A 23,495-nucleotide genomic window follows, 5' to 3' on the forward strand; every position below is an offset into this window, starting at 1 on the left:
CGGACACCGCGCCGGACGGGGTCCGGCGGGGTGTCTCCCACGCATTCTTGTTGCCGTTACCGCTTCGTGTCACTCGCCTGTGGACAACCGGGGGCGATATGTCGGATTGGGTGAGGATTTCGTCACCGGAAGGTGGTGGTCCGGGACCACGCGGACCTTCGGTCAGGAAGCGGGCAGGACCTCGCGAAGCTTGCCGGTGGTCACGTCGAAGACGAAACCGCGCACGTCGTCGGTGTGCTTGAGGAACGGCGAGGTGCGGGCCCGCTGCATCGACTGCCGTACGTCCTGGTCGGCGTCGGTGTACGCCTCGACGGCCCAGGACGGCCGCTGGCCGACCTCGTGCTCCAGCTCCTGGCGGAAGTCCTCCGTGATCGACTCCATGCCGCAGCCCGTGTGGTGGATCAGGACGATGCTGCGGGTGCCCAGCGCCCGCTGACTGATCGCCAGCGACCGGATGACGTCGTCGGTGACCACGCCGCCCGCGTTGCGGATGGTGTGGCAGTCGCCCAGCGAGAGGCCGAGGGCCTTGTGCAGGTCGAGACGGGCGTCCATGCAGGCGACCACGGCGACCTGGAGCACCGGCTTGGCGTCCATGCCGGGGTCCTTGAAGTCTGCTGCGTAACGGCCGTTCGCCTCGACCAGGCGGTCGGTGACGGTGGGGCTGGAGGCGGGGGAGTGCGCGGAAGTCGACATGGTCAAGACGTTAGCCCGCACCACCCGTCCCCGGGCGAGAGGGAAGCGGACAAAAAACGTCAACGGTGCTTGTTGTGAGGTAATCCACAAGCCCGCCTCCGGCCACCCGTGCGGGTGAACGCGCGACGGCCGACGCGCTGTCGGGTTGATTGATCGGGAATCGATCGAGTGGCAGGGTGGACTAAAGTGACGGGAAGTTACCGACACCCTGCACATTTCGAACTTTTACCCGTGTGCGCGGCGTACGTACGGCCCGGCCCTCTCCCGCTCGCCGGTCGGCTGACGCCCCTTCCCCGGCGCCGGCGGACCTCCCCTTCGCGAGCGGGCGGGGACCAGGCCGTACGTCCCGCCACCGGGAGCTGAGCCTGAGAGGGCGCATGAGCCAGACCCGACACGTCCCGGTGATGCTCCAGCGATGCCTGGACCTGTTGGCACCGGCTCTGGAGGCCCCGGGCCCGCAGCCCCCCGTGGTCGTCGACTGCACCCTCGGCCTCGGCGGCCACAGCGAGGCGCTGCTCTCCGCCTTCCCCACCGCCCGGCTGATCGCCCTCGACCGGGACAAGGAGGCCCTGCGCCTCTCCGGCGAACGGCTCGCCCCCTACGGCGACCGCGCGACCCTGGTGCACGCCGTCTACGACGAACTGCCCGAGGTGCTCGACCGGCTCGGCATCCCCAAGGTGCAGGGCATCCTGTTCGACCTCGGCGTCTCCTCGATGCAGCTGGACGAGTCCGACCGGGGCTTCGCCTACGCCCGCGACGCACCGCTCGACATGCGCATGGACCAGACGACCGGCGTGAGCGCCGCCGAGGTCCTCAACACCTACCCGCCGGGCGAACTGGTGCGCATCCTGCGCGCGTACGGCGAGGAGAAGCAGGCCAAGCGCATCGTCTCCGCCGTCGTGCGCGAGCGCGAGAAGGAGCCCTTCACCAACAGCGCCCGGCTGGTCGAACTCATCCGCGAGGCCCTGCCGCAGGCCGCCATGCGCACCGGGGGCAACCCCGCCAAGCGCACCTTCCAGGCCCTGCGCATCGAGGTCAACGGAGAGCTCACCGTCCTGGAGCGGGCCATTCCGGCCGCCGTCGCCGCCCTCGCCGTCGGCGGGCGCATCGCGGTCCTCTCGTACCAGTCCCTGGAGGACCGGCTCGTGAAGCAGGTCCTCGCGGCGGGCGCCGCCAACACCGCACCGCCCGGCCTGCCCGTCGTCCCCGAGCGCTACCAGCCCCGGCTGAAGCTCCTCACCCGGGGCGCCGAACTCCCCACCGAGGAGGAGGTCGCGGAGAACCGCCGCGCCGCCCCCGCCCGGCTGCGCGGCGCCCAGCGCATCCGCGAGGACGAGCGGTGAGCCGCCGGACGGCCGCGCGCGCCGGGGACGGAGCGGCGCGGTGAGCAAACCGGCCGGGCAGCCCAAGGGCCGCGTCGCACGGCTCACCCGGCTGATGCCCGCCGGGCCGAGCACCGCGGCCAGGACCCCGTTCGTCCTGCTGGTCGTGGTGCTCCTGGGCGGCGGCCTGATCACGCTGCTGCTCCTCAACTCCGCGCTCAACGAGGGCTCCTTCGAGCTGAGCGAGCTGAAGAAGCGGACCACCGAACTCACCGACGAGCAGCAGGCCCTCCAGCACGACGTCGACGCCTCCTTCGAGCCCGACGCCCTGGCCCGCCGCGCCCGCGAGCTGGGCATGGTCCCCGGCGGCAGCCCCGCCTTCCTCGACCCCGACGGCAAGGTCCGGGGCGTCCCGTCCAAGGCCGCTCCGGCCCCGGTCGTCGCGCCCCCGCCGAGCAGGCCGGCCCCCACCCCGACGCCCACGCCCACCCCCACCGGTACGGCCGCCGTCACCCCGGCGCCCGGGCCCACCGGGTCCACGCCCTCCGGCACACCGGCAGCCCAGCCCTCCACGAGCCCCGGCAGGTGACGCAGTGCCCCCCAAGGAACCGCCGCGCCGCCGGGTACCCGGCCCCGCGCGTCCCCGTAACGCCTCCGCGGCGTCCGGCCGCCCCCAGCAGCGCCGGCGGCCGCCGTCCGCCGCTCAGCGCGCCCGCTCCCGGCGGCCGCTGCGGCTGGGCAGCCCGCGTCCCCGGCTGCGGCTGGTCAGCCTCGCCCTGACGCTCGTCATGATCGCGTTCGTCGTACGGCTCCTCCAGGTCCAGGCCGTCGACGCGCACGCGTACGCCGCGAAGGCCGAGACCAACCGCTACCTGAGCTACACGGTCGCCGCGGAACGCGGGGAGATCACCGACCGCAGCGGCATCGCGCTGGCCACCAGCGTGGACGCGTACGACATCACGGCCGACCCCAAGATGTTCACGCCGGCCGACAGCAAGGCACCCGACGCCCCCCAGCAGGCCGCCGCCCTGCTCGCGCCGATCCTCGGCGTCGACGCGGACGGGCTGGTCAAGAAGCTCTCCAAGCCCAAGAGCCGGTACGCGGTCCTGGCGCGCAGGCAGACCCCCCAGGTCTGGAAGCAGATCAAGGACCTCAAGTCCGTCTTCGCCGAGAAGGCCGCCAAGGACAAGGCGGCCGGCGGGCCCGGCGCCAACGTGCTGGCGGGTGTCTTCCAGGAGGGCACCACCAAGCGGGTCTACCCCAACGGCACCCTGGCCGCCGGGATACTGGGTTACGTCAACGCCGAGGGCAAGGGCGCCGGCGGCCTCGAATCCCAGCTCGACAAGGAGCTCGCGGGCGAGGACGGCACCATCAAGTACGCCCAGTCCGGCGGCCGCAGGGTGCCCACGGCGGGCACCAAGGAGGTCCCTGCGGTCCCTGGCTCCGACATCGAGCTGACCATCGACCGCGACATCCAGTGGGCGGCCCAGAAGGCCATCTCCGAACAGGTCACGAAGTCCAAGGCCGACCGGGGTTACGTCATCGTGCAGAACACCCGCACCGGCGAGGTCCTCGCCATGGCCAACGCCCCCGGCTTCGACCCCAACGACCTCTCCCAGGCCGACGCCGCCTCGCTCGGCAACGCGGCCCTCCAGGACGTCTACGAGCCCGGCTCCACCAGCAAGGTGATGTCCATGGCCGCCGTCCTCGAAGAAGGCGCCGCCACGCCCCTCACGCACGTCACGGTCCCCAACCGGCTGCACCGGGGCGACCGCCTCTTCAAGGACGACGTCGACCACGCGACCTGGCAGCTGACGCTCAACGGCGTGCTCGCCAAGTCCAGCAACATCGGCACCATCATGGCCACCGGCCAGCTCGGCAAGACCCAACCGCAGGCGAACAAGGTGCTGTACTCCTATCTGAGGAAGTTCGGCATCGGATCACCCACCGGGCTCGGCTACCCCGGCGAGACGCCCGGCCTCCTCGCCAAGCCGCAGGACTGGTCCACCTCGCAGCAGTACACGATCCCGTTCGGCCAGGGCCTCTCCCTCAACGCCATGCAGGCCGCCTCGATCTACTCGACCATCGCCAACGGAGGCGTACGGATCCAGCCGACGCTCGTACGCGGCACCAAGGGCCCGGACGGCCGCTTCAACCCGGCCGAGGCGCCCGAACAGACGCGCGTGGTCAGTGAGAAGACCGCGAAGACGCTCGCCACCATGCTCGAATCGGTGGTCGCCGACCAGGAGGGCACCGGTACCAAGGCCCAGATCCCCGGCTACCGGGTCGCGGGCAAGACCGGCACCGCCAACCGCGTCGACCCGGTGCGCGGCGGCTACCACGGCTACACCGCCTCCTTCGCCGGTTTCGCGCCCGCCGACGACCCCCAGGTCACCGTCTACTGCGCGATCCAGAACCCCACCAAGGGCAGCCACTTCGGCGGCCAGACCTGCGGGCCCATCTACAAGCAGGTCATGGAATTCGCCCTCAAGACCCTCCAGACACCCCCGTCCGGCCACGCGCCGGCCAAGCTGCCGGTGTTCTTCGGAACCGGCGAGTGAACGCGCGGAGACCACCAGTGACAACCATCACCCCCGACCCCGGGAACCGGAACGAGAACGTCCGGTCCGCGGGCCCCTCACTTCGCGAGAGGCCGGGTGAGCCCGGTACGCTCACCGCCGTGCCCCACGCCGAACAGCCCCGAACGACCCAGAAGGACGCGCCTGTGAACTACCCGGGAGCGCCTCGCCCGGACCGCCTGCGGCCCACCTCCCTGGTCACGCTGGCAGAGCGGCTGGGACTTGAACCGCCGGGCACCGGCGACATCACCGGCATCACCCACGACTCCCGTGCGGTGCGCCCCGGAGACCTGTACGCGGCCCTGCCGGGCGCCCGCCTGCACGGCGCCGACTTCGCCACCCAGGCGGCCGGTCTCGGCGCCGCGGCCATCCTCACCGACCCCTCCGGCGCCGACCGCGCCCGGGCCACCGGCGTGCCGGTCCTGGTCACCGAGGACCCGCGCGGCCGGATGGGCGAACTCGCCGCCGAGATCTACGGCCACCCCGGCACCGGCCTCCTCCAGGTCGGCATCACCGGCACCTCCGGCAAGACCACCACCGCCTACCTGGTCGAGGGCGGCTTCCGCGGTGCCGGACGCACCTCCGGGCTCATCGGCACGGTGGAGATGCGGATCGGCGACGAGCGCATCAAGTCCGAGCGCACCACGCCCGAAGCCACCGATCTCCAGGCCCTGTTCGCCGTCATGCGCGAACGCGGCGCCGACGCCGTCACCATGGAGGTCTCCAGCCACGCGCTGGTCCTCGGCCGGGTCGACGGCTGCGTCTTCGACGTCGCCGTCTTCAACAACCTCAGCCCGGAGCACATGGAGTTCCACTCCGGCATGGAGGACTACTTCCAGGCCAAGGCCCAGCTGTTCACCCCGCGCCGCAGCAGGCAGGGGGTCGTCAACTACGACGACGAGTACGGCCGCAGGCTCGTCACCGAGGCGACGGTGCCCGTCACGACCTTCTCCGCCGAGGGCCACCCGGACGCCGACTGGCGCGCCGAGGATGTCGTCGTCGGCCAGCTCGGCTCCACCTTCACCGCCGTCGGGCCGAACGGCGAGCGGGCCACCGCCAAGGCCCCGCTGCCCGGCCCGTTCAACGTCGCCAACACGCTGGCCGCGATCGTCGCCCTCGCCGTCGCCGGCATCGACCCGCAGACCGCGGCGGACGGCATCGCGACGGTGCCCGGGGTGCCCGGCCGACTGGAGCGGATCGACGCCGGACAGCCCTACCTCGCCCTGGTCGACTACGCGCACAAGACCGACGCCGTCGAGTCCGTGCTCCGGTCCCTGCGCAAGGTCACCAAGGGCCGGCTGCACATCGTCCTCGGCTGCGGCGGAGACCGCGACACCACCAAGCGCGGTCCGATGGGCGCGGCGGCGGCCCGGCTCGCCGACACCGCCGTACTGACCTCCGACAACCCCCGTTCCGAGGACCCCCTGGGCATCCTCGCCGCCATGCTCGCGGGCGCCGCAGAGGTGCCCGTCCACGAGCGCGGCGACGTCCTGGTCGACGCCGACCGCGCCGCGGCCGTCGCCGCCGCGGTGGCCCGGGCCGAGCCCGGCGACACCGTGCTCGTCGCCGGCAAGGGCCACGAGCAGGGCCAGGACGTCCACGGCGTCGTCCGCCCCTTCGACGACCGGGTCGTCCTGCGCGAGGCCATCGAGCGCTCCCTGGGGCACGAAGGCGCCGGACCCCGTGCCTCCCACCACGAGAACAACAGTCAGGGATGACCAAGTGATCGCCCTTTCCCTCGCCGAGATCGCCGAAATCGTCGGCGGGCAGACGCACGACATACCGGATCGGTCGGCAACCGTCAGCGGGCCCGTCGTCATCGACTCCCGCAAGGTGACCCCCGGCAGCCTCTTCGTCGCCTTCGCCGGCGAACGGGCCGACGGCCACGACTACGCCGAGCGCGCCGTCGCGGCGGGCGCGGCCCTCGTCCTGGCCACCCGCCCCGTCGGCGTGCCCGCCATCGTCGTGGACGACGTCGTGGCCGCCCTCGGCGCGCTCTCCCGCGCCGTCGTCGGCCGCCTCGGCGCCACCGTCGTCGCCCTCACCGGCTCCGCGGGCAAGACCTCCACCAAGGACCTCATCGCGCAACTCCTGGAGCGCAAGGGGCCCACCGTCTACCCGGAGGGCAACCTCAACAACGAGATCGGCCTGCCCCTCACCGCGCTGCGCGCCACCGACGAGACCAAGCACCTGGTCCTCGAAATGGGCGCCCGCTACATCGGGGACATCCGCTACCTCACCGAACTCGTCCCGCCGCGCATCGGCCTCGTGCTCAACGTCGGCAGCGCGCACATCGGCGAGTTCGGCGGCAAGGAGCAGATCGCCCAGGCCAAGGGCGAGATGGTCGAGTCGCTCCCCGAGGACGGCATCGCCGTGCTCAACGCCGACGACCCTCTCGTACGCGCCATGTCCTCCCGTACCAAGGCCCGCGTCGTCCTCTTCGGCGAGGGCGCGGATGCGGACGTACGGGGCGAAGACGTCCACCTCACCGACGACGGACGCCCCGCGTTCCGCCTCCGAACACCCACCGGGTGCAGCGAGGTGACCATGCGCCTGTACGGTGAGCACCACGTGTCGAACGCGCTCGCCGCGGCCGCCGTCGCCCATGAGCTGGGCCTGTCCGCAGACGAGATCGCCGAAGGGCTCTCCGAGGCGGGCACCCTCTCCCGCTGGCGCATGGAGGTCACCGAGCGTCCGGACGGCGTGACGTTCGTCAATGACGCCTACAACGCCAACCCCGAATCCATGAAGGCAGCGCTCCGCGCGCTGGCCGCCATGGGGAAGGGGCGTCGTACGTGGGCGGTGCTCGGCCTGATGGCCGAGCTCGGCGACGCCTCGCTCGCCGAGCACGACGCGGTCGGACGGCTCGCCGTCCGGCTCAACGTCAGCAAGCTCGTCGCGGTCGGGGGCAGAGAAGCCTCCTGGCTGCAACTGGGCGCATACAACGAGGGTTCGTGGGGTGAGGAGTCGGTGCACGTGTCCGACGCACAGGCTGCCGTCGACCTGTTGCGCAGGGAACTGCGCCCGGGAGACGTGGTGCTGGTGAAGGCGTCCCGGTCGGTCGGCCTCGAGCAGGTCGTCACAGCACTGCTGGAGAACGCGACCGAGGGCGAGGTCGCGGGCCGATGAGGCAGATCCTCTTCGCGGGAGCCATCGGGCTCTTCCTGACCCTGGTCGGCACGCCGCTGCTGATCAAGCTCCTGGCCCGCAAGGGATACGGGCAGTTCATCCGCGACGACGGCCCGCGTACCCACGGGTCCAAGAAGGGCACGCCCACGATGGGCGGCATCGCCTTCATCCTGGCGACGCTCATCGCGTACTTCCTGGCGAAGGTGATCACCGGCGAGGAGATGCGCTTCTCCGGTGTGCTGGTCCTCTTCCTGATGGCCGGCATGGGACTCGTCGGCTTCCTCGACGACTACATCAAGATCGTCAAGCAGCGCTCGCTCGGTCTGCGGGCGAAGGCGAAGATGGCCGGCCAGCTGATAGTCGGGATCGCCTTCGCGGTGCTCTCGCTCCAGTTCGCCGACGCCCGCGGCAACACCCCGGCCTCCACGAAGCTCTCCTTCGTGGAGGACTTCGGCTGGTCGATCGGCCCGGTGCTGTTCGTTGTCTGGGCGCTGTTCATGATTCTCGCCATGTCCAATGGCGTGAACCTGACGGACGGTCTGGACGGCCTGGCCACCGGCGCGTCGGTGATGGTCTTCGGCGCGTACACCTTCATCGGGCTCTGGCAGTTCCAGGAGTCCTGCGCCAACGCCACCACCCTCACGAACCCGAGCGCCTGTTTCGAAGTGCGCGATCCGCTCGACCTCGCGGTCGTGGCCTCCGCGCTGATGGGCTCCTGCTTCGGCTTCCTGTGGTGGAACACTTCCCCGGCCAAGATCTTCATGGGGGACACCGGTTCGCTCGCCCTCGGCGGCGCGCTCGCCGGTCTGGCGATCTGCTCCCGCACCGAATTCCTGATGGCCATCCTCGGCGGTCTCTTCGTGATGATCACGATGTCCGTCGTCATCCAGGTCGGCTCGTTCAAGATGACCCGCAAGCGCGTCTTCCGCATGGCCCCGCTCCAGCACCACTTCGAACTCAAGGGGTGGTCCGAAGTCCTTGTCGTGGTCCGCTTCTGGATCATCCAGGGCATGTGCGTGATCGTCGGCCTCGGCCTCTTCTACGCAGGATGGGCAGCCAAGAAGTGAGCAACGTGGACTGGCAGGGCAAGCACGTCACGGTCGCCGGGCTCGGGGTCTCCGGGATCCCGGCGGCCCGGGTCCTGCACGGCCTCGGCGCCGTCGTCACCGTGGTCAACGACGGCGACGACGAGCGCTCCCGCGCCCAGGCCGCCGAGCTGGAGGCGCAGGGCATCGCCGTGCGCCTCGGCGACGGCGACACCCTGCCCGCGTCCACCGAGCTGATCGTCACCGCCCCCGGCTGGAAGCCCGGCAAGCCGCTGTTCGCCGCGGCCGCCGATGCGGGCGTCCCGGTCTGGGGCGACGTCGAACTCGCCTGGCGGCTGCGCGGCCAGGACGGCCGCGAGCCGGCCCCCTGGCTCGCGGTCACCGGCACCAACGGCAAGACCACGACCGTACGGATGCTCGCCTCCATCCTGGAGGCCGCCGGGCTGCGCACCGCCGCCGTCGGCAACATCGGCGTCTCCCTGCTGGACGCCGTCCTCGGCGAGGAGACGTACGACGTGCTCGCCGTCGAACTCTCCAGCTACCAGCTGCACTGGGCGCCCTCGCTGCGCGCCCACTCCGCCGCCGTGCTCAACCTGGCCCCCGACCACCTCGACTGGCACGGCTCCATGGAGGCGTACGCCGCCGACAAGGGCCGGATCTACGAGGGCAACCAGGTCGCCTGCGTCTACAACGCGGCCGACCCGGCCACCGAGGACCTGGTGCGCGAGGCGGACGTCGAGGAGGGCTGCCGCGCCATCGGCTTCACCCTCGGTACGCCGGGGCCCTCGCAGCTCGGGGTGGTGGACGGCATCCTGGTCGACCGGGCGTTCGTGCAGAACCGCCAGAAGCAGGCCCAGGAGCTGGCCGAGGTCGGCGACGTCAACCCGCCGGCCCCGCACAACATCGCCAACGCGCTGGCCGCCGCGGCGCTGGCCCGCGCCTTCGGCGTCGAACCCGCCGCCGTCCGCGACGGGCTGCGGAACTTCCGCCCCGACCCGCACCGCATCGAGCACGTCGCGGACGTGGACGGGGTCGCGTACGTGGACGACTCCAAGGCCACCAACACGCACGCCGCCGAAGCCTCGCTCGCCGCCTACGACTCCCTCGTCTGGATCGCCGGCGGCCTGGCCAAGGGCGCCACCTTCGACGAGCTGGTGACCGGCTGCGCCAAGCGGCTGCGGGGCGTCGTGCTCATCGGCGCCGACCGCGCCCTGATCCGCGAAGCCCTCGCGCGACACGCCCCCGAGGTACCCGTGGTCGACCTCGACCGGACCGACACTGGGGCGATGTCCGAGGCGGTCCGCGAGGCCGCGCGGCTCGCCCGGCCGGGAGACACCGTACTGATGGCCCCGGCCTGCGCCTCCATGGACATGTTCGTCAACTACAACAAGCGGGGCGAGGCATTCGCGGACGCCGTCCGCGCACGCGCCGCCGAGAGCGTCTGACGGGCCCGGCCGCCGCGCCCCGGGCACGAGCAGTGGAGGGGACAGGGACATGCCGGCCGAAGAGAGCGTGCGGGTCAGGCCCGCGGCCAAGGCCCGGCGGCCCGCGTCGGTGCGGGTCCGGAGCACCGGCGGCCCCCGCAGCCCGCGCGGCGGCGGAGTGCGGCGGCTGTACGAGCGGGCACGGCGGGCCTGGGACCGGCCGCTGACGGCGTACTACGTGATCCTGGGCGCCGGACTGCTGATCACCGTGCTCGGCCTGGTGATGGTCTACTCCGCCTCGATGATCAAGGCGCTGGAGCTCGGCAAGCCCGGCACCTACTTCTTCCGCAAGCAGTTCCTGGCCGCCGTGATCGGGGCCGGGCTGATGGCGGCCGCCGCCCGGATGCCGGTGAAGCTGCACCGCGCGCTGTCCTACCCGCTGCTCATGGGCGCCGTCTTCCTGATGGTCCTGGTCCAGGTGCCGGGGATAGGGATGTCGGTCAACGGCAACCGCAACTGGCTCTATCTGGGCGGGCCCTTCCAGCTCCAGCCCAGCGAGTTCGGCAAGCTGGCGCTCGTGCTGTGGGGGGCCGACCTGCTCGCCCGCAAACAGGACAAGCGGCTGCTGACCCAGTGGAAGCACATGCTGGTGCCGCTGGTGCCGGTCGCCTTCATGCTGCTCGGGCTCATCATGCTCGGCGGCGACATGGGCACTGCGATCATTCTCACGGCCATCCTGTTCGGCCTGCTCTGGCTGGCCGGGGCACCCACCCGGCTGTTCGCCGGAGTGCTCGCCACCGCCGGGCTCATCGGATTCCTGCTGATCAAGACCAGCCCCAACCGCATGTCCCGGCTGGACTGCATGGGGGCCAGCGAGCCGGGGCCGGGAGGCTCCTGCTGGCAGGCCGTGCACGGCATCTATGCTCTGGCGTCGGGCGGATGGTTCGGTTCCGGTCTCGGCGCGAGTGTGGAAAAATGGGGCCAACTTCCCGAACCGCACACCGACTTCATCTTCGCCATCACCGGGGAGGAACTGGGGCTGGCGGGGACGCTGTCGGTGCTCGCCCTCTTCGCGGCTCTAGGCTATGCGGGTATCCGCGTGGCCGGACGCACGGAGGACCCCTTCGTGAGGTACGCAGCGGGAGGTGTGACCACCTGGATCACGGCGCAGGCCGTGATCAACATCGGTGCGGTGCTCGGCCTGCTGCCGATCGCCGGTGTCCCGCTCCCGCTGTTCTCCTACGGGGGGTCGGCCCTGCTGCCGACCATGTTCGCCGTCGGGCTGCTGATCGCGTTCGCGCGGGACGAGCCCGCCGCGAAGGCGGCCCTGGCCGTGCGGAGGCCCGGGGTGAGATGGAAGACGATGAGACGGCGCGTCAAGAAGCGGCCGTCCGGAGAGCGGTGAAATTCGGTGCATGTCGTACTCGCCGGCGGGGGGACCGCCGGCCACATCGAGCCCGCGCTTGCCCTCGCGGACGCCCTGCGCAGGCAGGACCCGAGCGTGGGGATCACCGCTCTCGGCACGGAGCGCGGACTCGAGACCAGACTCGTACCCGAGCGGGGGTACGAACTGGCGCTGATCCCGGCCGTACCGCTGCCGCGCAAGCCCACCCCCGAACTCATCACCGTCCCGGGCCGGCTGCGCGGCACCATCAAGGCCGCCGAGCAGATCCTGGAACGCACCAGGGCCGACTGCGTGGTCGGCTTCGGCGGTTACGTGGCCCTGCCGGGCTATCTCGCCGCCAAGCGCGCGGGCGTCCCGATCGTGGTGCACGAGGCCAACGCCCGCCCCGGCCTGGCCAACAAGATCGGCTCGCGGTACGCGCACGGCGTCGCCGTCTCCACGCCCGACAGCAAGCTGCGCGGCGCCCGCTACATCGGCATCCCGCTCCGCCGCACCATCGCCACCCTCGACCGGGCCCGGGTCCGCCCCGAGGCGCGCGCGGCGTTCGGCCTCGACCCCAACCTGCCGACGCTGCTGGTCTCCGGCGGCTCGCAGGGCGCCCGCCACCTCAACGAGGTGGTGCAGCGCGTCGCTCCGCTGCTCCAGCGCTCCGGCATCCAGATCCTGCACGTGGTCGGGCCGAAGAACGAATTGCCGCGCGTGGACAACATGCCCGGGATGCCCCCCTACATCCCGGTACCGTACGTGGACCGGATGGATCTCGCGTACGCCGCGGCCGACATGATGCTCTGCCGCGCGGGCGCGATGACCGTCGCCGAACTCTCCGCCGTCGGACTGCCCGCCGCCTACGTCCCGTTGCCCATCGGCAACGGCGAACAGCGGCTCAACGCCCAGCCGGTGGTCAACGCCGGCGGCGGTCTGCTGGTGGACGACGCCGCGCTCACCCCCGAGTGGGTGCAGGGCAACGTCCTCCCAGTGCTGTCGGATCCGCACCGGTTGTATGAAATGTCCCGGGCCGCGGCCGAGTTCGGCCGCCGGGACGCCGACGATCTGCTGGTCGGCATGGTGTACGAGGCGATCGCCGCACGCCGTAACGCGTGAGGCCGACGGGTCCGGGGGCGGTGGCCCCCGGACCCGGCATAAGGAGCGAGCGTGGCCGGACCGACGACCGCCCAGCGCGGTGCAGGGAAGCAGGAGGACGCCCCGGACCGGCCGCCGCGGCCACGCCCCGAGGGGCGCCGCGTCTCCCGGCGCCGGCTGCTGCTCCTGATCGCCGGAGCCGTACTGCTGCTCGGCTCCGGCGCCGTCTGGGCGCTGTACGGCTCCTCCTGGCTGCGGGTCGAACAGGTCAGGATCACCGGAGTCGGGGTGCTGACACCGGACGAGGTGGAGCGCGCCGCGGCGGTGCCGGTGGGCGCCCCGCTCGTCTCCGTCGACACCGGCGCCATCGAGAAGAGGTTGCGCCAGAAGTTGCCTCGTATCGACAAGGTGGATGTCGTTCGGTCATGGCCGCACGGGATCGGACTTAAGGTGACCGAGCGAAAGCCGGTCCTGTTGGTGAAAAAGGGCGGAAAGTTCATCGAAGTGGACGCCGAGGGCGTGCACTTCGCAACGGTGGACAAGTCGCCCGGGCACGTGCCTCTGCTGGAAGTGGCCAAGGGCCGTTCCGCGAGCCTGCGCCGCTTCGGCAGTGACCGGCTGGTGCGGGAAGCGGTCCGTGTCGCGGGTGACCTCCCGGACGGCGTCGCCGAGGACACCCGGGTCGTCCGGGTCGACTCGTACGACGCCATCTCCCTGGAACTCAGCGGGGATCGCACGGTGATGTGGGGAAGCGGCGGAGCGGGCGCGGTGAAGGCGAAGGTCCTCACCGCTCTCATGAAGGCCGCCCCCAAAGCGGGACACTTCGACGTGAGTGCCCCCACCGCCCCTGCGGTGTCGGGTGGTTGACGCACATTTGGCCTGGCCAGCACCCTGGTTGGTCAGCGCTACGGGTGATCACATAGGGTGAAAAGAAAAACGGGAGGTTCGGCGTGTTCGTTGAACGTGCGCCACTTGTCGACTTAGTGTCCTGTTCGGAAGAGTCCATGAAGCAGACACACTGGTAACCCTAAACTTGAACGTTAGGGTTTGGGTCGGCGTTCGGACCGTCCCAATCGGCATCCGTCGTCGCGGCGGGATCACCGCGAAGCGACGACACGTAACTCGAGGCGAGAGGCCTTCGACGTGGCAGCACCGCAGAACTACCTCGCAGTCATCAAGGTCATCGGTGTCGGCGGCGGTGGTGTCAATGCCATCAACCGAATGATCGAGGTCGGTCTCAAGGGCGTCGAGTTCATCGCGATCAACACGGATGCGCAAGCCCTGTTGATGAGCGACGCCGACGTCAAGCTCGACGTCGGCCGCGAACTCACCCGCGGCCTCGGCGCCGGGGCGAACCCGGCCGTCGGTCGTAAGGCGGCAGAGGACCACCGTGAGGAGATCGAGGAGGTCCTCAAGGGGGCCGACATGGTCTTCGTCACCGCAGGCGAAGGCGGCGGCACCGGCACCGGTGGCGCCCCCGTGGTCGCCAACATCGCGCGCTCGCTCGGCGCCCTGACGATCGGTGTGGTCACCCGCCCGTTCACCTTCGAGGGCCGGCGTCGCGCCAACCAGGCGGAGGACGGCATCGCCGAGCTCCGCGAAGAGGTCGACACCCTCATCGTCATTCCCAACGACCGGCTGCTGTCCATCTCGGACCGCCAGGTCAGCGTGCTCGACGCGTTCAAGTCGGCGGACCAGGTCCTGCTCTCGGGCGTCCAGGGCATCACCGACCTCATCACCACGCCGGGCCTGATCAACCTCGACTTCGCCGACGTCAAGTCGGTCATGTCCGAGGCCGGTTCCGCGCTCATGGGCATCGGCTCCGCCCGCGGCGACGACCGCGCGGTGGCCGCCGCGGAGATGGCGATCTCCTCGCCGCTCCTGGAGGCGTCCATCGACGGCGCCCGCGGTGTCCTGCTCTCCATCTCCGGCGGCAGCGACCTCGGTCTCTTCGAGATCAACGAGGCCGCCCAGCTGGTGAGCGAGGCGGCCCACCCGGAGGCGAACATCATCTTCGGCGCGGTCATCGACGACGCCCTCGGCGACGAGGTGCGGGTCACCGTGATCGCGGCGGGCTTCGACGGCGGACAGCCGCCGGCCCGGCGGGAGAACGTCCTCGGTGCGAACAGCGCCAAGCGCGAGGAGCCGGCCCCGACGCCGGTCCGGTCCGCGCCCGAGCCGGTGCGCCAGTCCGGCGGGCTCGGTTCGGTGCCGCCGCGCGAGGAGCAGCCGGCGCAGGCCGAGCCGGTCCCGGTGTCGGGTGAGACCCACCTTCCGCCGGTCGTCTCGCCGCCGCACGTCCCGCCGGCCCGTCCCTACTCGGACTCCCAGGCCGAAGAGCTGGACGTACCGGACTTCTTGAAGTGATAGGTCCGCATGACGCAGTGAACCCGACGGTCTCTGTCTTTTCGCGGGGCGGCGCTCATTTCTCCTTCACCGACAGGTGGGGCGGAGTGAGCGCCGCCCCGTACGCGGAGCTGAATCTCGGCGGCGCGGTCGGTGACGACCCCGCCGCCGTTCTCGCCAACCGCGAACGGGCCGCGCGCGCCCGGGGGCTCGACCCGGCGCGGGTCGTCTGGATGAACCAGGTCCACGGCCGGGACGTGGCCGTGGTCGACGGACCCTGGGGCGAGGCGGCGGAGATTCCCGCCGTGGACGCGGTGGTCACCGCGCGACGCGGACTCGCGCTCGCCGTGCTGACCGCCGACTGCACGCCCGTCCTGCTCGCCGACCCGGAGGCCGGTGTCGTCGCCGCGGCGCACGCCGGGCGGCCGGGGCTGGTCGCCGGGGTCGTGCCGGCCGCGGTCGAGGCCATGGTCCGGCTGGGCGCGGAGGTCTCCCGGATCACCGCCCGGACCGGGCCGGCCGTCTGCGGGCGGTGCTACGAGGTGCCGGCGGCGATGCGGGACGAGGTCGCCGCGCGGGTGCCGGGCACCTGGTCCGAAACCAGCTGGGGCACCCCCGCGGTGGACGTCACCGGCGGGGTGCACGCCCAGCTCGCGGAGCTCGGCGTCACCGACCGGCAGGCGTCGCCCTTCTGCACCCTGGAATCGGGCGACCACTTCTCGTACCGACGCGACCGCACCACCGGGCGGCTCGCCGGATATGTCTGGCTGGACTGATAGGGCATGACGGAACGCAAGGAACAACTCGCGGCGAATCTGGCGCGGGTGGAGGAACGGATCGCTTCGGCCTGCGTCGCGGCCGGTCGCAAGCGGGAGGAGGTGACCCTGATCGTGGTCACCAAGACCTACCCCGCGAGCGATGTGCGGATTCTGCATGGACTCGGTGTGCGTCAGGTCGCGGAGAACCGCGACCAGGACGCCGCACCCAAGGCTGCGGAATGCGCAGATCTGTCTCTCTCCTGGCACTTTGTCGGTCAGTTGCAGACCAACAAGGTCCGTTCCGTGGCCGGTTATGCCGATGTCGTGCAGTCCGTGGACCGTACGAAGCTCGTCACCGCCCTCTCGGCGGCGGCCGGGCGCCGCGAGCGCGAACTCGGCTGTCTCATCCAGGTCGCGCTCGACGCGGAGAGCGGCGAGCGGGGTGCCCGCGGGGGCGTCGCGCCCGACGGGATCGAGGAGTTGGCGGACGCGGTCGCCGCCGCGCCCGGGCTCCGGCTGGACGGACTGATGACCGTCGCGCCGCTCGCCGGGCCCTTCGCCGGGCGGCAACGGGCCGCGTTCGACCGGCTGATGGAATTCTCATCCCGGCTGCGCGGGAACCATCCGGCTGCGAACATGGTCTCTGCAGGGATGAGTGCGGACCTCGAGGACGCGATCGCGGCCGGAGCGACACATGTGCGCGTCGGTACTGCGGTACTCGGAGTCCGACCCGGGCTCGGGTAACGTCGCCAAGAAGTCGGACCACAGCAGAAAATATGGTCATTACCGCCCAGGGCGGGAAGGCCGGAGTGGATCGCGGGCACTTGGTGACAGATGCCGATCCACCACAGAGCGGAGGACTCAGAGCATGGCCGGCGCGATGCGCAAGATGGCGGTCTACCTCGGCCTCGTGGAGGACGATGGGTACGACGGCCCGGGGTTCGACCCCGACGACGAATTCGAACCCGAGCCGGAGCCCGAGCGCGACCGGCGCCGGCACCAGCCCGCGCATCAGGTGGAGCGGGACCGCGAGCGCGACGAACCGGTCCGCGCGGTCCAGCCGCCGGCGCAGCGGGAGCCGGTCCAGATCCCTGCGGAGCGTGAGCGACCCGCCCGGATCGCACCCGTGGCATCCATCACACCTGAACGTCCGAACATGGAGAAGAACGCACCGGTGATCATGCCCAAGGTCGTGTCCGAGCGCGAGCCCTACCGGATCACGACGCTGCACCCCAGGACGTACAACGAGGCCCGTACCATCGGGGAACACTTCCGTGAGGGCACTCCGGTGATCATGAATCTCACGGAGATGGACGATACGGACGCAAAGCGACTTGTCGACTTTGCCGCGGGACTCGTCTTCGGTCTCCATGGCAGCATTGAGCGAGTGACACAGAAGGTGTTCCTGTTGTCGCCTGCTAACGTCGATGTCACGGCGGAGGACAAGGCCCGCATCGCAGAGGGCGGATTCTTCAACCAGAGCTGAGAACACGACACCGGGAACAACCCGGCCGAGAGGCCGGTGCTACGAGAGCCAGGGGAGAGGGAAGCGCGAGAGATGGGCGTCGCACAAAGTGTTGTCTACATCGCGTTGATGTGTTTCCTCATCGTGCTGATCTTCCGGCTCGTCATGGACTACGTCTTCCAGTTCGCACGTTCATGGCAGCCGGGCAAGCCGATGGTGGTCGTCCTGGAGACGACCTACACGGTCACCGATCCACCGCTCAAGCTCCTGCGGCGGTTCATCCCGCCGCTGCGTCTCGGGGGCGTGGCACTCGACCTGTCCTTCTTCGTTCTGATGATCATCGTTTCCATCCTGATCAGCATCGTGGTCAGGCTGTGAGCGATACGGTCTTGCCGACTGCCGACGACTACGTAGAGGTGAAGAAGAGATGCCGCTGACTCCCGAGGATGTGCGGAACAAGCAGTTCACGACGGTCCGCCTCCGAGAGGGCTACGACGAGGACGAGGTCGATGCCTTCCTCGACGAGGTCGAGTCGGAGCTGACCCGCCTGCTCCGTGAGAACGAGGACCTGCGCGCCAAGCTGGCCGCCGCCACGCGTGCCGCCGCGCAGAACCAGCAGCAGGGCATGCGTAAGCCGCCTGAGCAGCAGGACCGGCCGGGTGCCCCGGTGCCCGCCGCCATATCGGGCCCGCCGGTCCAGCAGCAGCCCCCGCAGATGGGTCCCCCCCAGCTGCCCGGTGGTGCTCCGCAGCTGCCCGCCGGTCCCAGCGGTCACGGCCCCCAGGGCCCGCACGGCCCCGGTCCGCAGGGCCCCCACGGCCCCGGCCCGATGCAGGGTGGCCCCATGGGCGGCCCGATGGGCGGTCCCATGGGCGGTCACAACCCGCAGCAGCAGATGCAGCAGATGCAGCCCCCGCCGCAGATGCAGCAGCAGGGCCCCGGTGGCGACAGCGCCGCCCGTGTCCTGTCCCTGGCCCAGCAGACCGCCGACCAGGCGATCGCGGAGGCCCGTTCCGAGGCCAACAAGATCGTCGGCGAGGCGCGCAGCCGCGCCGAGGGCCTGGAGCGGGACGCCCGCGCCAAGGCGGACGCGCTGGAGCGGGACGCGCAGGAGAAGCACCGCGTGGCGATGGGCTCGCTGGAGTCGGCCCGCGCGACGCTGGAGCGCAAGGTCGAGGACCTGCGGGGCTTCGAGCGCGAGTACCGGACGCGTCTGAAGTCCTACCTGGAGAGCCAGCTGCGTCAGCTGGAGACCCAGGCGGACGACTCGCTGGCTCCGCCGCGCACCCCGGCCGCCGCCTCGCTGCCGCCGTCGCCCTCGCTGGCTCCGGCCGGTGCGGGTGCCATGGGGCACACGATGGGCGGCAACCACGGCGGACAGCCGATGGGTGGCGGAAACCCGTCCATGGGCGGTGCCCCGTCGTACGGCGGTCAGCAGCAGATGTCGCCGGCGATGACGCAGCCGATGGCGCCGGTGCGGCCGCAGGCGCCGCAGCCGATGCAGCAGGCGCCGTCGCCGATGCGTGGGTTTCTGATCGACGAGGACGACAACTGAGCGGGGCGCGCTCGTTGAGCGCGTAGCCGTCGGCAGGCTGAGGGCCGGGCCCCGGGGTTTCCCCGGGGCCCGGCCCTTTTGCGTGCCCGATCCGCTGCGCGGGGCTTGTTCCCCACCCCGCCCCTTCCCGGAACTGGGGCTCCGCCCCAGACCCCGCGCCTCAAACGCCGGCGAGGCTGAAGGTTGCGGCGCGGCGAAATCAAGCCTCTCCGGCGATTGAGGAGCGGGGGTCCGGGGGCAGAGCCCCCGGTTCGGGAAGGGGCGGGTAGGGGAACAGGAAAGGGCCCGGCCGGAGCGGTCTCCGGCCGGGCCCCTCGGGTTACGGCTACGCCTTGCGGAGGTGGAACGTGAGGGACAGGCCCTCGTCTTCGAAGGGGGGGCCGTACGTGGTGTCCGGGGCGGACTCCGCGTAGTCCAGGGCCAGGACCTCGTCCGCGATCAGGGTCGCGTGCTCGGTGAGGGCCTCCGTCGTCGCGGGGGACGTGGAGGTCCAGCGGACGGCGATGCGGTCCGCGACGTCCAGGCCGCTGTTCTTGCGGGCCTCCTGGATCAGGCGGATCGCGTCGCGGGCCAGACCCGCGCGCCGCAGCTCCGGGGTGATCTCCAGGTCCAGGGCGACCGTCGCGCCTGAGTCCGAGGCGACGGACCAGCCCTCGCGCGGGGTCTCCGTGATGATCACCTCGTCCGGCGAGAGGGTGACCGTCTCGCCGTCCACCTCCACCGACGCCGTGCCCTCGCGCAGGGCCAGCGACAGGGCCGCCGCGTCCGCGTTCGCGACCGCCTTGGCCACCGCCTGGACGCCCTTGCCGAAGCGCTTGCCGAGCGCCCGGAAGTTCGCCTTGGCCGTGGTGTCGACCAGCGAGCCGCCCACCGCGGAGAGGGAGGCGAGCGAGGAGACGTTCAGCTCCTCCGTGATCTGGGCGCGCAGCTCCGCGGACAGGGCCTCGAAGCCCGAGGCCGCGACCAGCGCCCGGGACAGCGGCTGGCGGGTCTTGACGCCCGACTCCGCCCGCGTGGCCCGGCCCAGCTCGACCAGGCGCCGTACCAGCGCCATCTGCGCCGAGAGCGCGGGGTCGCTCGCCGCCGGGTCCGCCTTCGGCCAGGACGACAGGTGGACCGACTCCGGCGCGTCCGGGCTGACCGGCACGACCAGGTCCTGCCAGACCCGCTCGGTGATGAACGGGGTCAGCGGGGCCATCAGCCGCGTGACGGTCTCCACCACCTCGTGCAGCGTGCGCAGCGCCGCCTTGTCGCCCTGCCAGAAGCGGCGACGGGAGCGGCGCACGTACCAGTTGGACAGGTCGTCCACGAACGCGGACAGCAGCTTTCCGGCCCGCTGCGTGTCGTAGCCCTCCAGCGCCTGCGTGACCTGGTCGACCAGCGTGTTCAGCTCGCCGAGCAGCCAGCGGTCCAGGACGGTCCGCTCGGCGGGCGCCGGGTCCGCGGCCGAGGGCGCCCAGCTCGACGTACGGGCGTACAGGGCCTGGAAGGCCACCGTGTTCCAGTACGTGAGGAGCGTCTTGCGGACGACCTCCTGGATCGTGCCGTGGCCCACGCGCCGGGCCGCCCAGGGGGAGCCGCCCGCCGCCATGAACCAGCGCACCGCGTCCGCGCCGTGCTGGTCCATGAGCGGGATGGGCTGGAGGATGTTGCCCAGGTGCTTGGACATCTTCCGGCCGTCCTCGGCGAGGATGTGGCCCAGGCAGACGACGTTCTCGTACGACGACTTGTCGAAGACGAGCGTGCCGACGGCCATCAGCGTGTAGAACCAGCCGCGGGTCTGGTCGATGGCCTCCGAGATGAACTGCGCCGGGTAGCGGCTCTCGAAGATCTCCTTGTTCTTGTACGGGTAGCCCCACTGCGCGAACGGCATCGAGCCCGAGTCGTACCAGGCGTCGATGACCTCCGGGACGCGGCGCGCCTCCAGGCCGCAGCCCTCGTGCGTACAGGCGAAGGTGACGTCGTCGATGAACGGGCGGTGCGGGTCCAGGCCGGAGAGGTCCGTGCCGGACAGCTCGCCCAGCTCGGCGCGGGAGCCGACGCAGGTGAGGTGGCCCTCCTCGCAGCGCCAGATCGGCAGCGGGGTGCCCCAGTAGCGGTTGCGCGACAGCGCCCAGTCGACGTTGTTGGTCAGCCAGTCGCCGAAGCGGCCGTGCTTGACGGAGTCCGGGAACCAGTTGGTCTTCTCGTTCTCCTGGAGCAGCCGCTCCTTGACCGCCGTGGTGCGGATGTACCAGGACGGCTGCGCGTAGTACAGCAGCGCGGTGTGGCAGCGCCAGCAGTGCGGGTAGCTGTGCTCGTACGGGACGTGGCGGAAGAGCAGACCGCGGTCCTTGAGGTCCTCGGTCAGCGCCTCGTCGGCCTTCTTGAAGAAGACCCCGCCGACCAGCGGCAGGTCCTCCTCGAAGGTGCCGTCGGGGCGGACCGGGTTGACCACCGGCAGGCCGTACGCCTTGCAGACCAGGAGGTCGTCGGCGCCGAAGGCGGGGGACTGGTGGACCAGCCCCGTACCGTCCTCGGTCGTCACGTACTCGGCGTTGACGACGTAGTGCGCGGGCGCCGGGAAGTCGAGCAGGGCGAACGGGCGCTCGTACGTCCAGCGCTCCATCTCGCGGCCCGTGAACGACTGGCCGGTGAGCTCCCAGCCCTCGCCGAGCGCCTTCTCCACCAGCGGCCGCGCGACGACGAGCTTCTCCTCGCCGTTCGTCGCGACGACGTAGGTGACGTCCGGGTGCGCGGCGACGGCGGTGTTGGACACCAGGGTCCACGGGGTCGTCGTCCAGACCAGGAGCGCGGCCTCGCCGGCCAGCGGTCCGGAGGTGAGCGGGAAGCGCACGAAGACGGAGGGGTCGACCACCGTCTCGTAGCCCTGCGCCAGCTCGTGGTCGGACAGACCGGTGCCGCAGCGGGGGCACCAGGGGGCGACGCGGTGGTCCTGGACCAGCAGGCCCTTGTTGAAGATCTCCTTCAGCGACCACCACACGGACTCGACGTACTCGGGGTCCATCGTGCGGTACGCGTCGTCCAGGTCGACCCAGTAGCCCATGCGGGTCGTGAGCTCGGCGAAGGCGTCGGTGTGCCGGGTCACGGACTCGCGGCACTTGGCGTTGAACTCGGCGATGCCGTACGCCTCGATGTCCTTCTTGCCGTTGAAGCCCAGCTCCTTCTCGACCGCCAGCTCGACCGGCAGGCCGTGGCAGTCCCAGCCGGCCTTGCGGCCGACGTGGTAGCCCTGCATGGTCCGGAAGCGGGGGAAGACGTCCTTGAAGACGCGGGCCTCGATGTGGTGGGCGCCGGGCATGCCGTTGGCGGTCGGCGGGCCCTCGTAGAACACCCACTCGGGGCGGCCCTCGGACTGGTCGAGGCTCTTGTCGAAGACCTTGTTCTCGCGCCAGAAGTCGAGCACGGCGTGCTCGAGGGCGGGCAGGTCGACCTGGGCGGGTACCTGGCGGTACTGCGGCGATGTCATGTGCGGGCTTCCTCCGGCGGACGTCTTCCACTTCCGTCGGAGGGACGAGAACCGAGCCGGTCCCCGCGGTACCACCCTCCTTGGCCCCGGGCGTGCGCCCCGGGCCCCCTCATTGGGGTGCGATGCCGGTTCTACTGGCCCCTCGGGGCGTTCTTCCGGCGGCTCCGGGGTGATCTTCACGACGCGCTCGCCCCCGGGCTCCCACCGTCCCCGGGTCGCTGCTGGCTGCGTACGACGCTACTCGTCCCATCCATGCCTCTCGCTGAGGCCAGTGTACGGGCCCCGGAGCACGCCGTCCGACCGGTTTACGGAGGGCCCGGGGGTGACCCGAATGGCCATACGGGGCTTGTGCGGCCGGAGCGCGGCCCGGCGCGGGACGGAAAGCCGGATTACCCGGCGGGGAGCTGGGCACAACGGAGGCAGACACACGGTGATCCGGACACGGGGAGGCGGGATGCGGCGGCGTGCCCCGTTGCCGCGGGACCTGGGTCGACTTATCGTCCCAGCACGACTGGCGAGCAAGATCACAGTGTGTGAAGGGGCCGCGGCCATGGTGGAGAAGAAGGCGCCCGGCAAGAAGACCTCCGCCAAGAAGGCGGCGGCCCGGAAGACCGCGGCGAAGAAGACCACGCCGAAGAAGACCGGGGCCACCGCGGCCTCGGCGACCACGGGGGCGGCCGAGGCCGCCGATCAGACGGGAGCCCACACGGTGGTAGCCAAGAAGAGCGCGGCCGGTACCCGGACCGCGGGCGAGGACACGGCACCCGTGCCGCCCGCCCGGGGCGCCACGGCGCCGGGAGAGCTGGCCGTACGGCCGGGCGAGGACCCCTGGACCCCGGAGGAGGTCGCCTCCGCGCGGGACGGGCTGACCGGCGAGGCCACCCGGCTCCGCAACGAGCTGGAGGCCTCCGGTCTCGCGCTGGCCGGGCTGATGCGGGACTCCGGCGACGGGGCGGGCGACGACGAGGCCGACACCGGCACCAAGAACATCACCCGCGAGCACGAGATGCAGCTCGCCGCCAACGCCCAGGAGATGCTGGACCAGACCGAGCGCGCCCTGGCCCGCCTGGAGGCCGGCACGTACGGGCTCTGCGAGGTCTGCGGCAAGCCGATCGGCAAGGCGCGGATGCAGGCGTTCCCCCGGGCCACGCTGTGTGTCGAGGACAAGCAGAAGCAGGAGCGACGAGGCTGATTCGCACGGGCGTGCCGTACCCTCGTCCTCAG

General features: G+C 71.2%; 19 protein-coding genes. 17 read left to right on the top strand and 2 right to left on the bottom strand.

Annotation, left to right across the window (positions count from 1 at the left end):
• Positions 1–162 precede the first annotated feature (162 nt).
• Positions 163–693 (bottom strand): beta-class carbonic anhydrase, encoded by a 531-nt coding sequence (locus tag AMK18_RS25210; protein WP_018104445.1) that lies wholly within the window; start codon positions 691–693, stop codon positions 163–165.
• Positions 694–1,070: 377 nt separating this feature from the next.
• Between AMK18_RS25210 and rsmH the strand changes: the two genes are divergently transcribed.
• The 16 genes from rsmH (at position 1,071) to AMK18_RS25295 (ending at position 18,802) form a co-directional block, all read left to right on the top strand.
• Positions 1,071–2,036, top strand: coding sequence for a 16S rRNA (cytosine(1402)-N(4))-methyltransferase RsmH (gene rsmH, locus AMK18_RS25215; RefSeq protein WP_018104446.1), 966 nt, complete (start codon positions 1,071–1,073; stop codon positions 2,034–2,036).
• Positions 2,037–2,130: 94 nt separating this feature from the next.
• The gene (locus AMK18_RS25220) at positions 2,131–2,604 is read left to right on the top strand and encodes an FtsB family cell division protein (RefSeq protein WP_073864786.1); all 474 of its coding nucleotides are present in this window, start codon (positions 2,131–2,133) and stop codon (positions 2,602–2,604) included.
• A gap of 4 nt (positions 2,605–2,608) precedes the next feature.
• Positions 2,609–4,576 (top strand): peptidoglycan D,D-transpeptidase FtsI family protein, encoded by a 1,968-nt coding sequence (locus tag AMK18_RS25225; protein ID WP_073864603.1) that lies wholly within the window; start codon positions 2,609–2,611, stop codon positions 4,574–4,576.
• Between the two features lie 17 nt (positions 4,577–4,593).
• Positions 4,594–6,312: a UDP-N-acetylmuramoyl-L-alanyl-D-glutamate--2,6-diaminopimelate ligase gene (locus AMK18_RS25230; RefSeq protein WP_073864604.1), complete on the top strand. Its 1,719-nt coding sequence runs from the start codon at positions 4,594–4,596 to the stop codon at positions 6,310–6,312.
• A gap of 4 nt (positions 6,313–6,316) precedes the next feature.
• On the top strand, positions 6,317–7,723 hold the full coding sequence (locus tag AMK18_RS25235) for a UDP-N-acetylmuramoyl-tripeptide--D-alanyl-D-alanine ligase (RefSeq protein WP_018104450.1): 1,407 nt from the start codon (positions 6,317–6,319) through the stop codon (positions 7,721–7,723).
• Entirely contained in the window at positions 7,720–8,790 is a 1,071-nt protein-coding gene (gene mraY, locus AMK18_RS25240) for a phospho-N-acetylmuramoyl-pentapeptide-transferase (RefSeq protein ID WP_018104451.1), read from the top strand. Before AMK18_RS25235 ends, mraY begins: the two co-directional genes overlap by 4 nt.
• Positions 8,772–10,214, top strand: a complete 1,443-nt coding sequence (gene murD, locus AMK18_RS25245) for a UDP-N-acetylmuramoyl-L-alanine--D-glutamate ligase (RefSeq protein WP_241836643.1) — start codon at positions 8,772–8,774, stop codon at positions 10,212–10,214. The genes mraY and murD overlap by 19 nt, the downstream gene beginning before the upstream one ends.
• A 49-nt stretch (positions 10,215–10,263) precedes the next feature.
• The gene (ftsW, locus tag AMK18_RS25250; RefSeq protein WP_018104453.1) at positions 10,264–11,598 is read left to right on the top strand and encodes a putative lipid II flippase FtsW; all 1,335 of its coding nucleotides are present in this window, start codon (positions 10,264–10,266) and stop codon (positions 11,596–11,598) included.
• A 6-nt stretch (positions 11,599–11,604) separates the two neighbouring features.
• The gene (gene murG, locus AMK18_RS25255; RefSeq protein WP_018104454.1) at positions 11,605–12,699 is read left to right on the top strand and encodes an undecaprenyldiphospho-muramoylpentapeptide beta-N-acetylglucosaminyltransferase; all 1,095 of its coding nucleotides are present in this window, start codon (positions 11,605–11,607) and stop codon (positions 12,697–12,699) included.
• A 51-nt stretch (positions 12,700–12,750) separates the two neighbouring features.
• The gene (locus AMK18_RS25260) at positions 12,751–13,545 is read left to right on the top strand and encodes a cell division protein FtsQ/DivIB (protein WP_073864606.1); all 795 of its coding nucleotides are present in this window, start codon (positions 12,751–12,753) and stop codon (positions 13,543–13,545) included.
• 276 nt (positions 13,546–13,821) lie between these two features.
• Positions 13,822–15,045, top strand: a complete 1,224-nt coding sequence (gene ftsZ / locus AMK18_RS25270; RefSeq protein WP_018104456.1) for a cell division protein FtsZ — start codon at positions 13,822–13,824, stop codon at positions 15,043–15,045.
• Positions 15,042–15,800 carry a peptidoglycan editing factor PgeF gene (gene pgeF / locus AMK18_RS25275; protein ID WP_376456011.1) on the top strand — a complete coding sequence of 253 codons (759 nt, stop codon included), beginning with the start codon at positions 15,042–15,044 and terminating at the stop codon, positions 15,798–15,800. The genes ftsZ and pgeF overlap by 4 nt, the downstream gene beginning before the upstream one ends.
• Before the next feature lie 6 nt (positions 15,801–15,806).
• The gene (locus AMK18_RS25280) at positions 15,807–16,526 is read left to right on the top strand and encodes a YggS family pyridoxal phosphate-dependent enzyme (RefSeq protein ID WP_018104458.1); all 720 of its coding nucleotides are present in this window, start codon (positions 15,807–15,809) and stop codon (positions 16,524–16,526) included.
• Between the two features lie 124 nt (positions 16,527–16,650).
• Complete coding sequence (locus tag AMK18_RS25285; protein ID WP_018104459.1) at positions 16,651–17,268, top strand: cell division protein SepF; 618 nt, start codon at positions 16,651–16,653, stop codon at positions 17,266–17,268.
• 72 nt (positions 17,269–17,340) lie between these two features.
• Positions 17,341–17,625, top strand: coding sequence for a YggT family protein (locus tag AMK18_RS25290; RefSeq protein ID WP_018104460.1), 285 nt, complete (start codon positions 17,341–17,343; stop codon positions 17,623–17,625).
• A gap of 49 nt (positions 17,626–17,674) precedes the next feature.
• Entirely contained in the window at positions 17,675–18,802 is a 1,128-nt protein-coding gene (locus AMK18_RS25295; protein ID WP_018104461.1) for a DivIVA domain-containing protein, read from the top strand.
• 325 nt (positions 18,803–19,127) lie between these two features.
• Here AMK18_RS25295 and ileS read toward each other — a convergent pair whose 3' ends face one another.
• A complete protein-coding gene (ileS, locus tag AMK18_RS25300; protein WP_073864609.1) occupies positions 19,128–22,271 on the bottom strand; it encodes an isoleucine--tRNA ligase in 3,144 nt (1,047 codons plus the stop codon).
• 550 nt (positions 22,272–22,821) lie between these two features.
• Between ileS and AMK18_RS25305 the strand changes: the two genes are divergently transcribed.
• On the top strand, positions 22,822–23,463 hold the full coding sequence (locus tag AMK18_RS25305; RefSeq protein ID WP_018104463.1) for a TraR/DksA family transcriptional regulator: 642 nt from the start codon (positions 22,822–22,824) through the stop codon (positions 23,461–23,463).
• Positions 23,464–23,495: the final 32 nt, after the last annotated feature.

This window comes from Streptomyces sp. CB01249, assembly GCF_001905735.1.
Classification (GTDB): domain Bacteria; phylum Actinomycetota; class Actinomycetes; order Streptomycetales; family Streptomycetaceae; genus Streptomyces.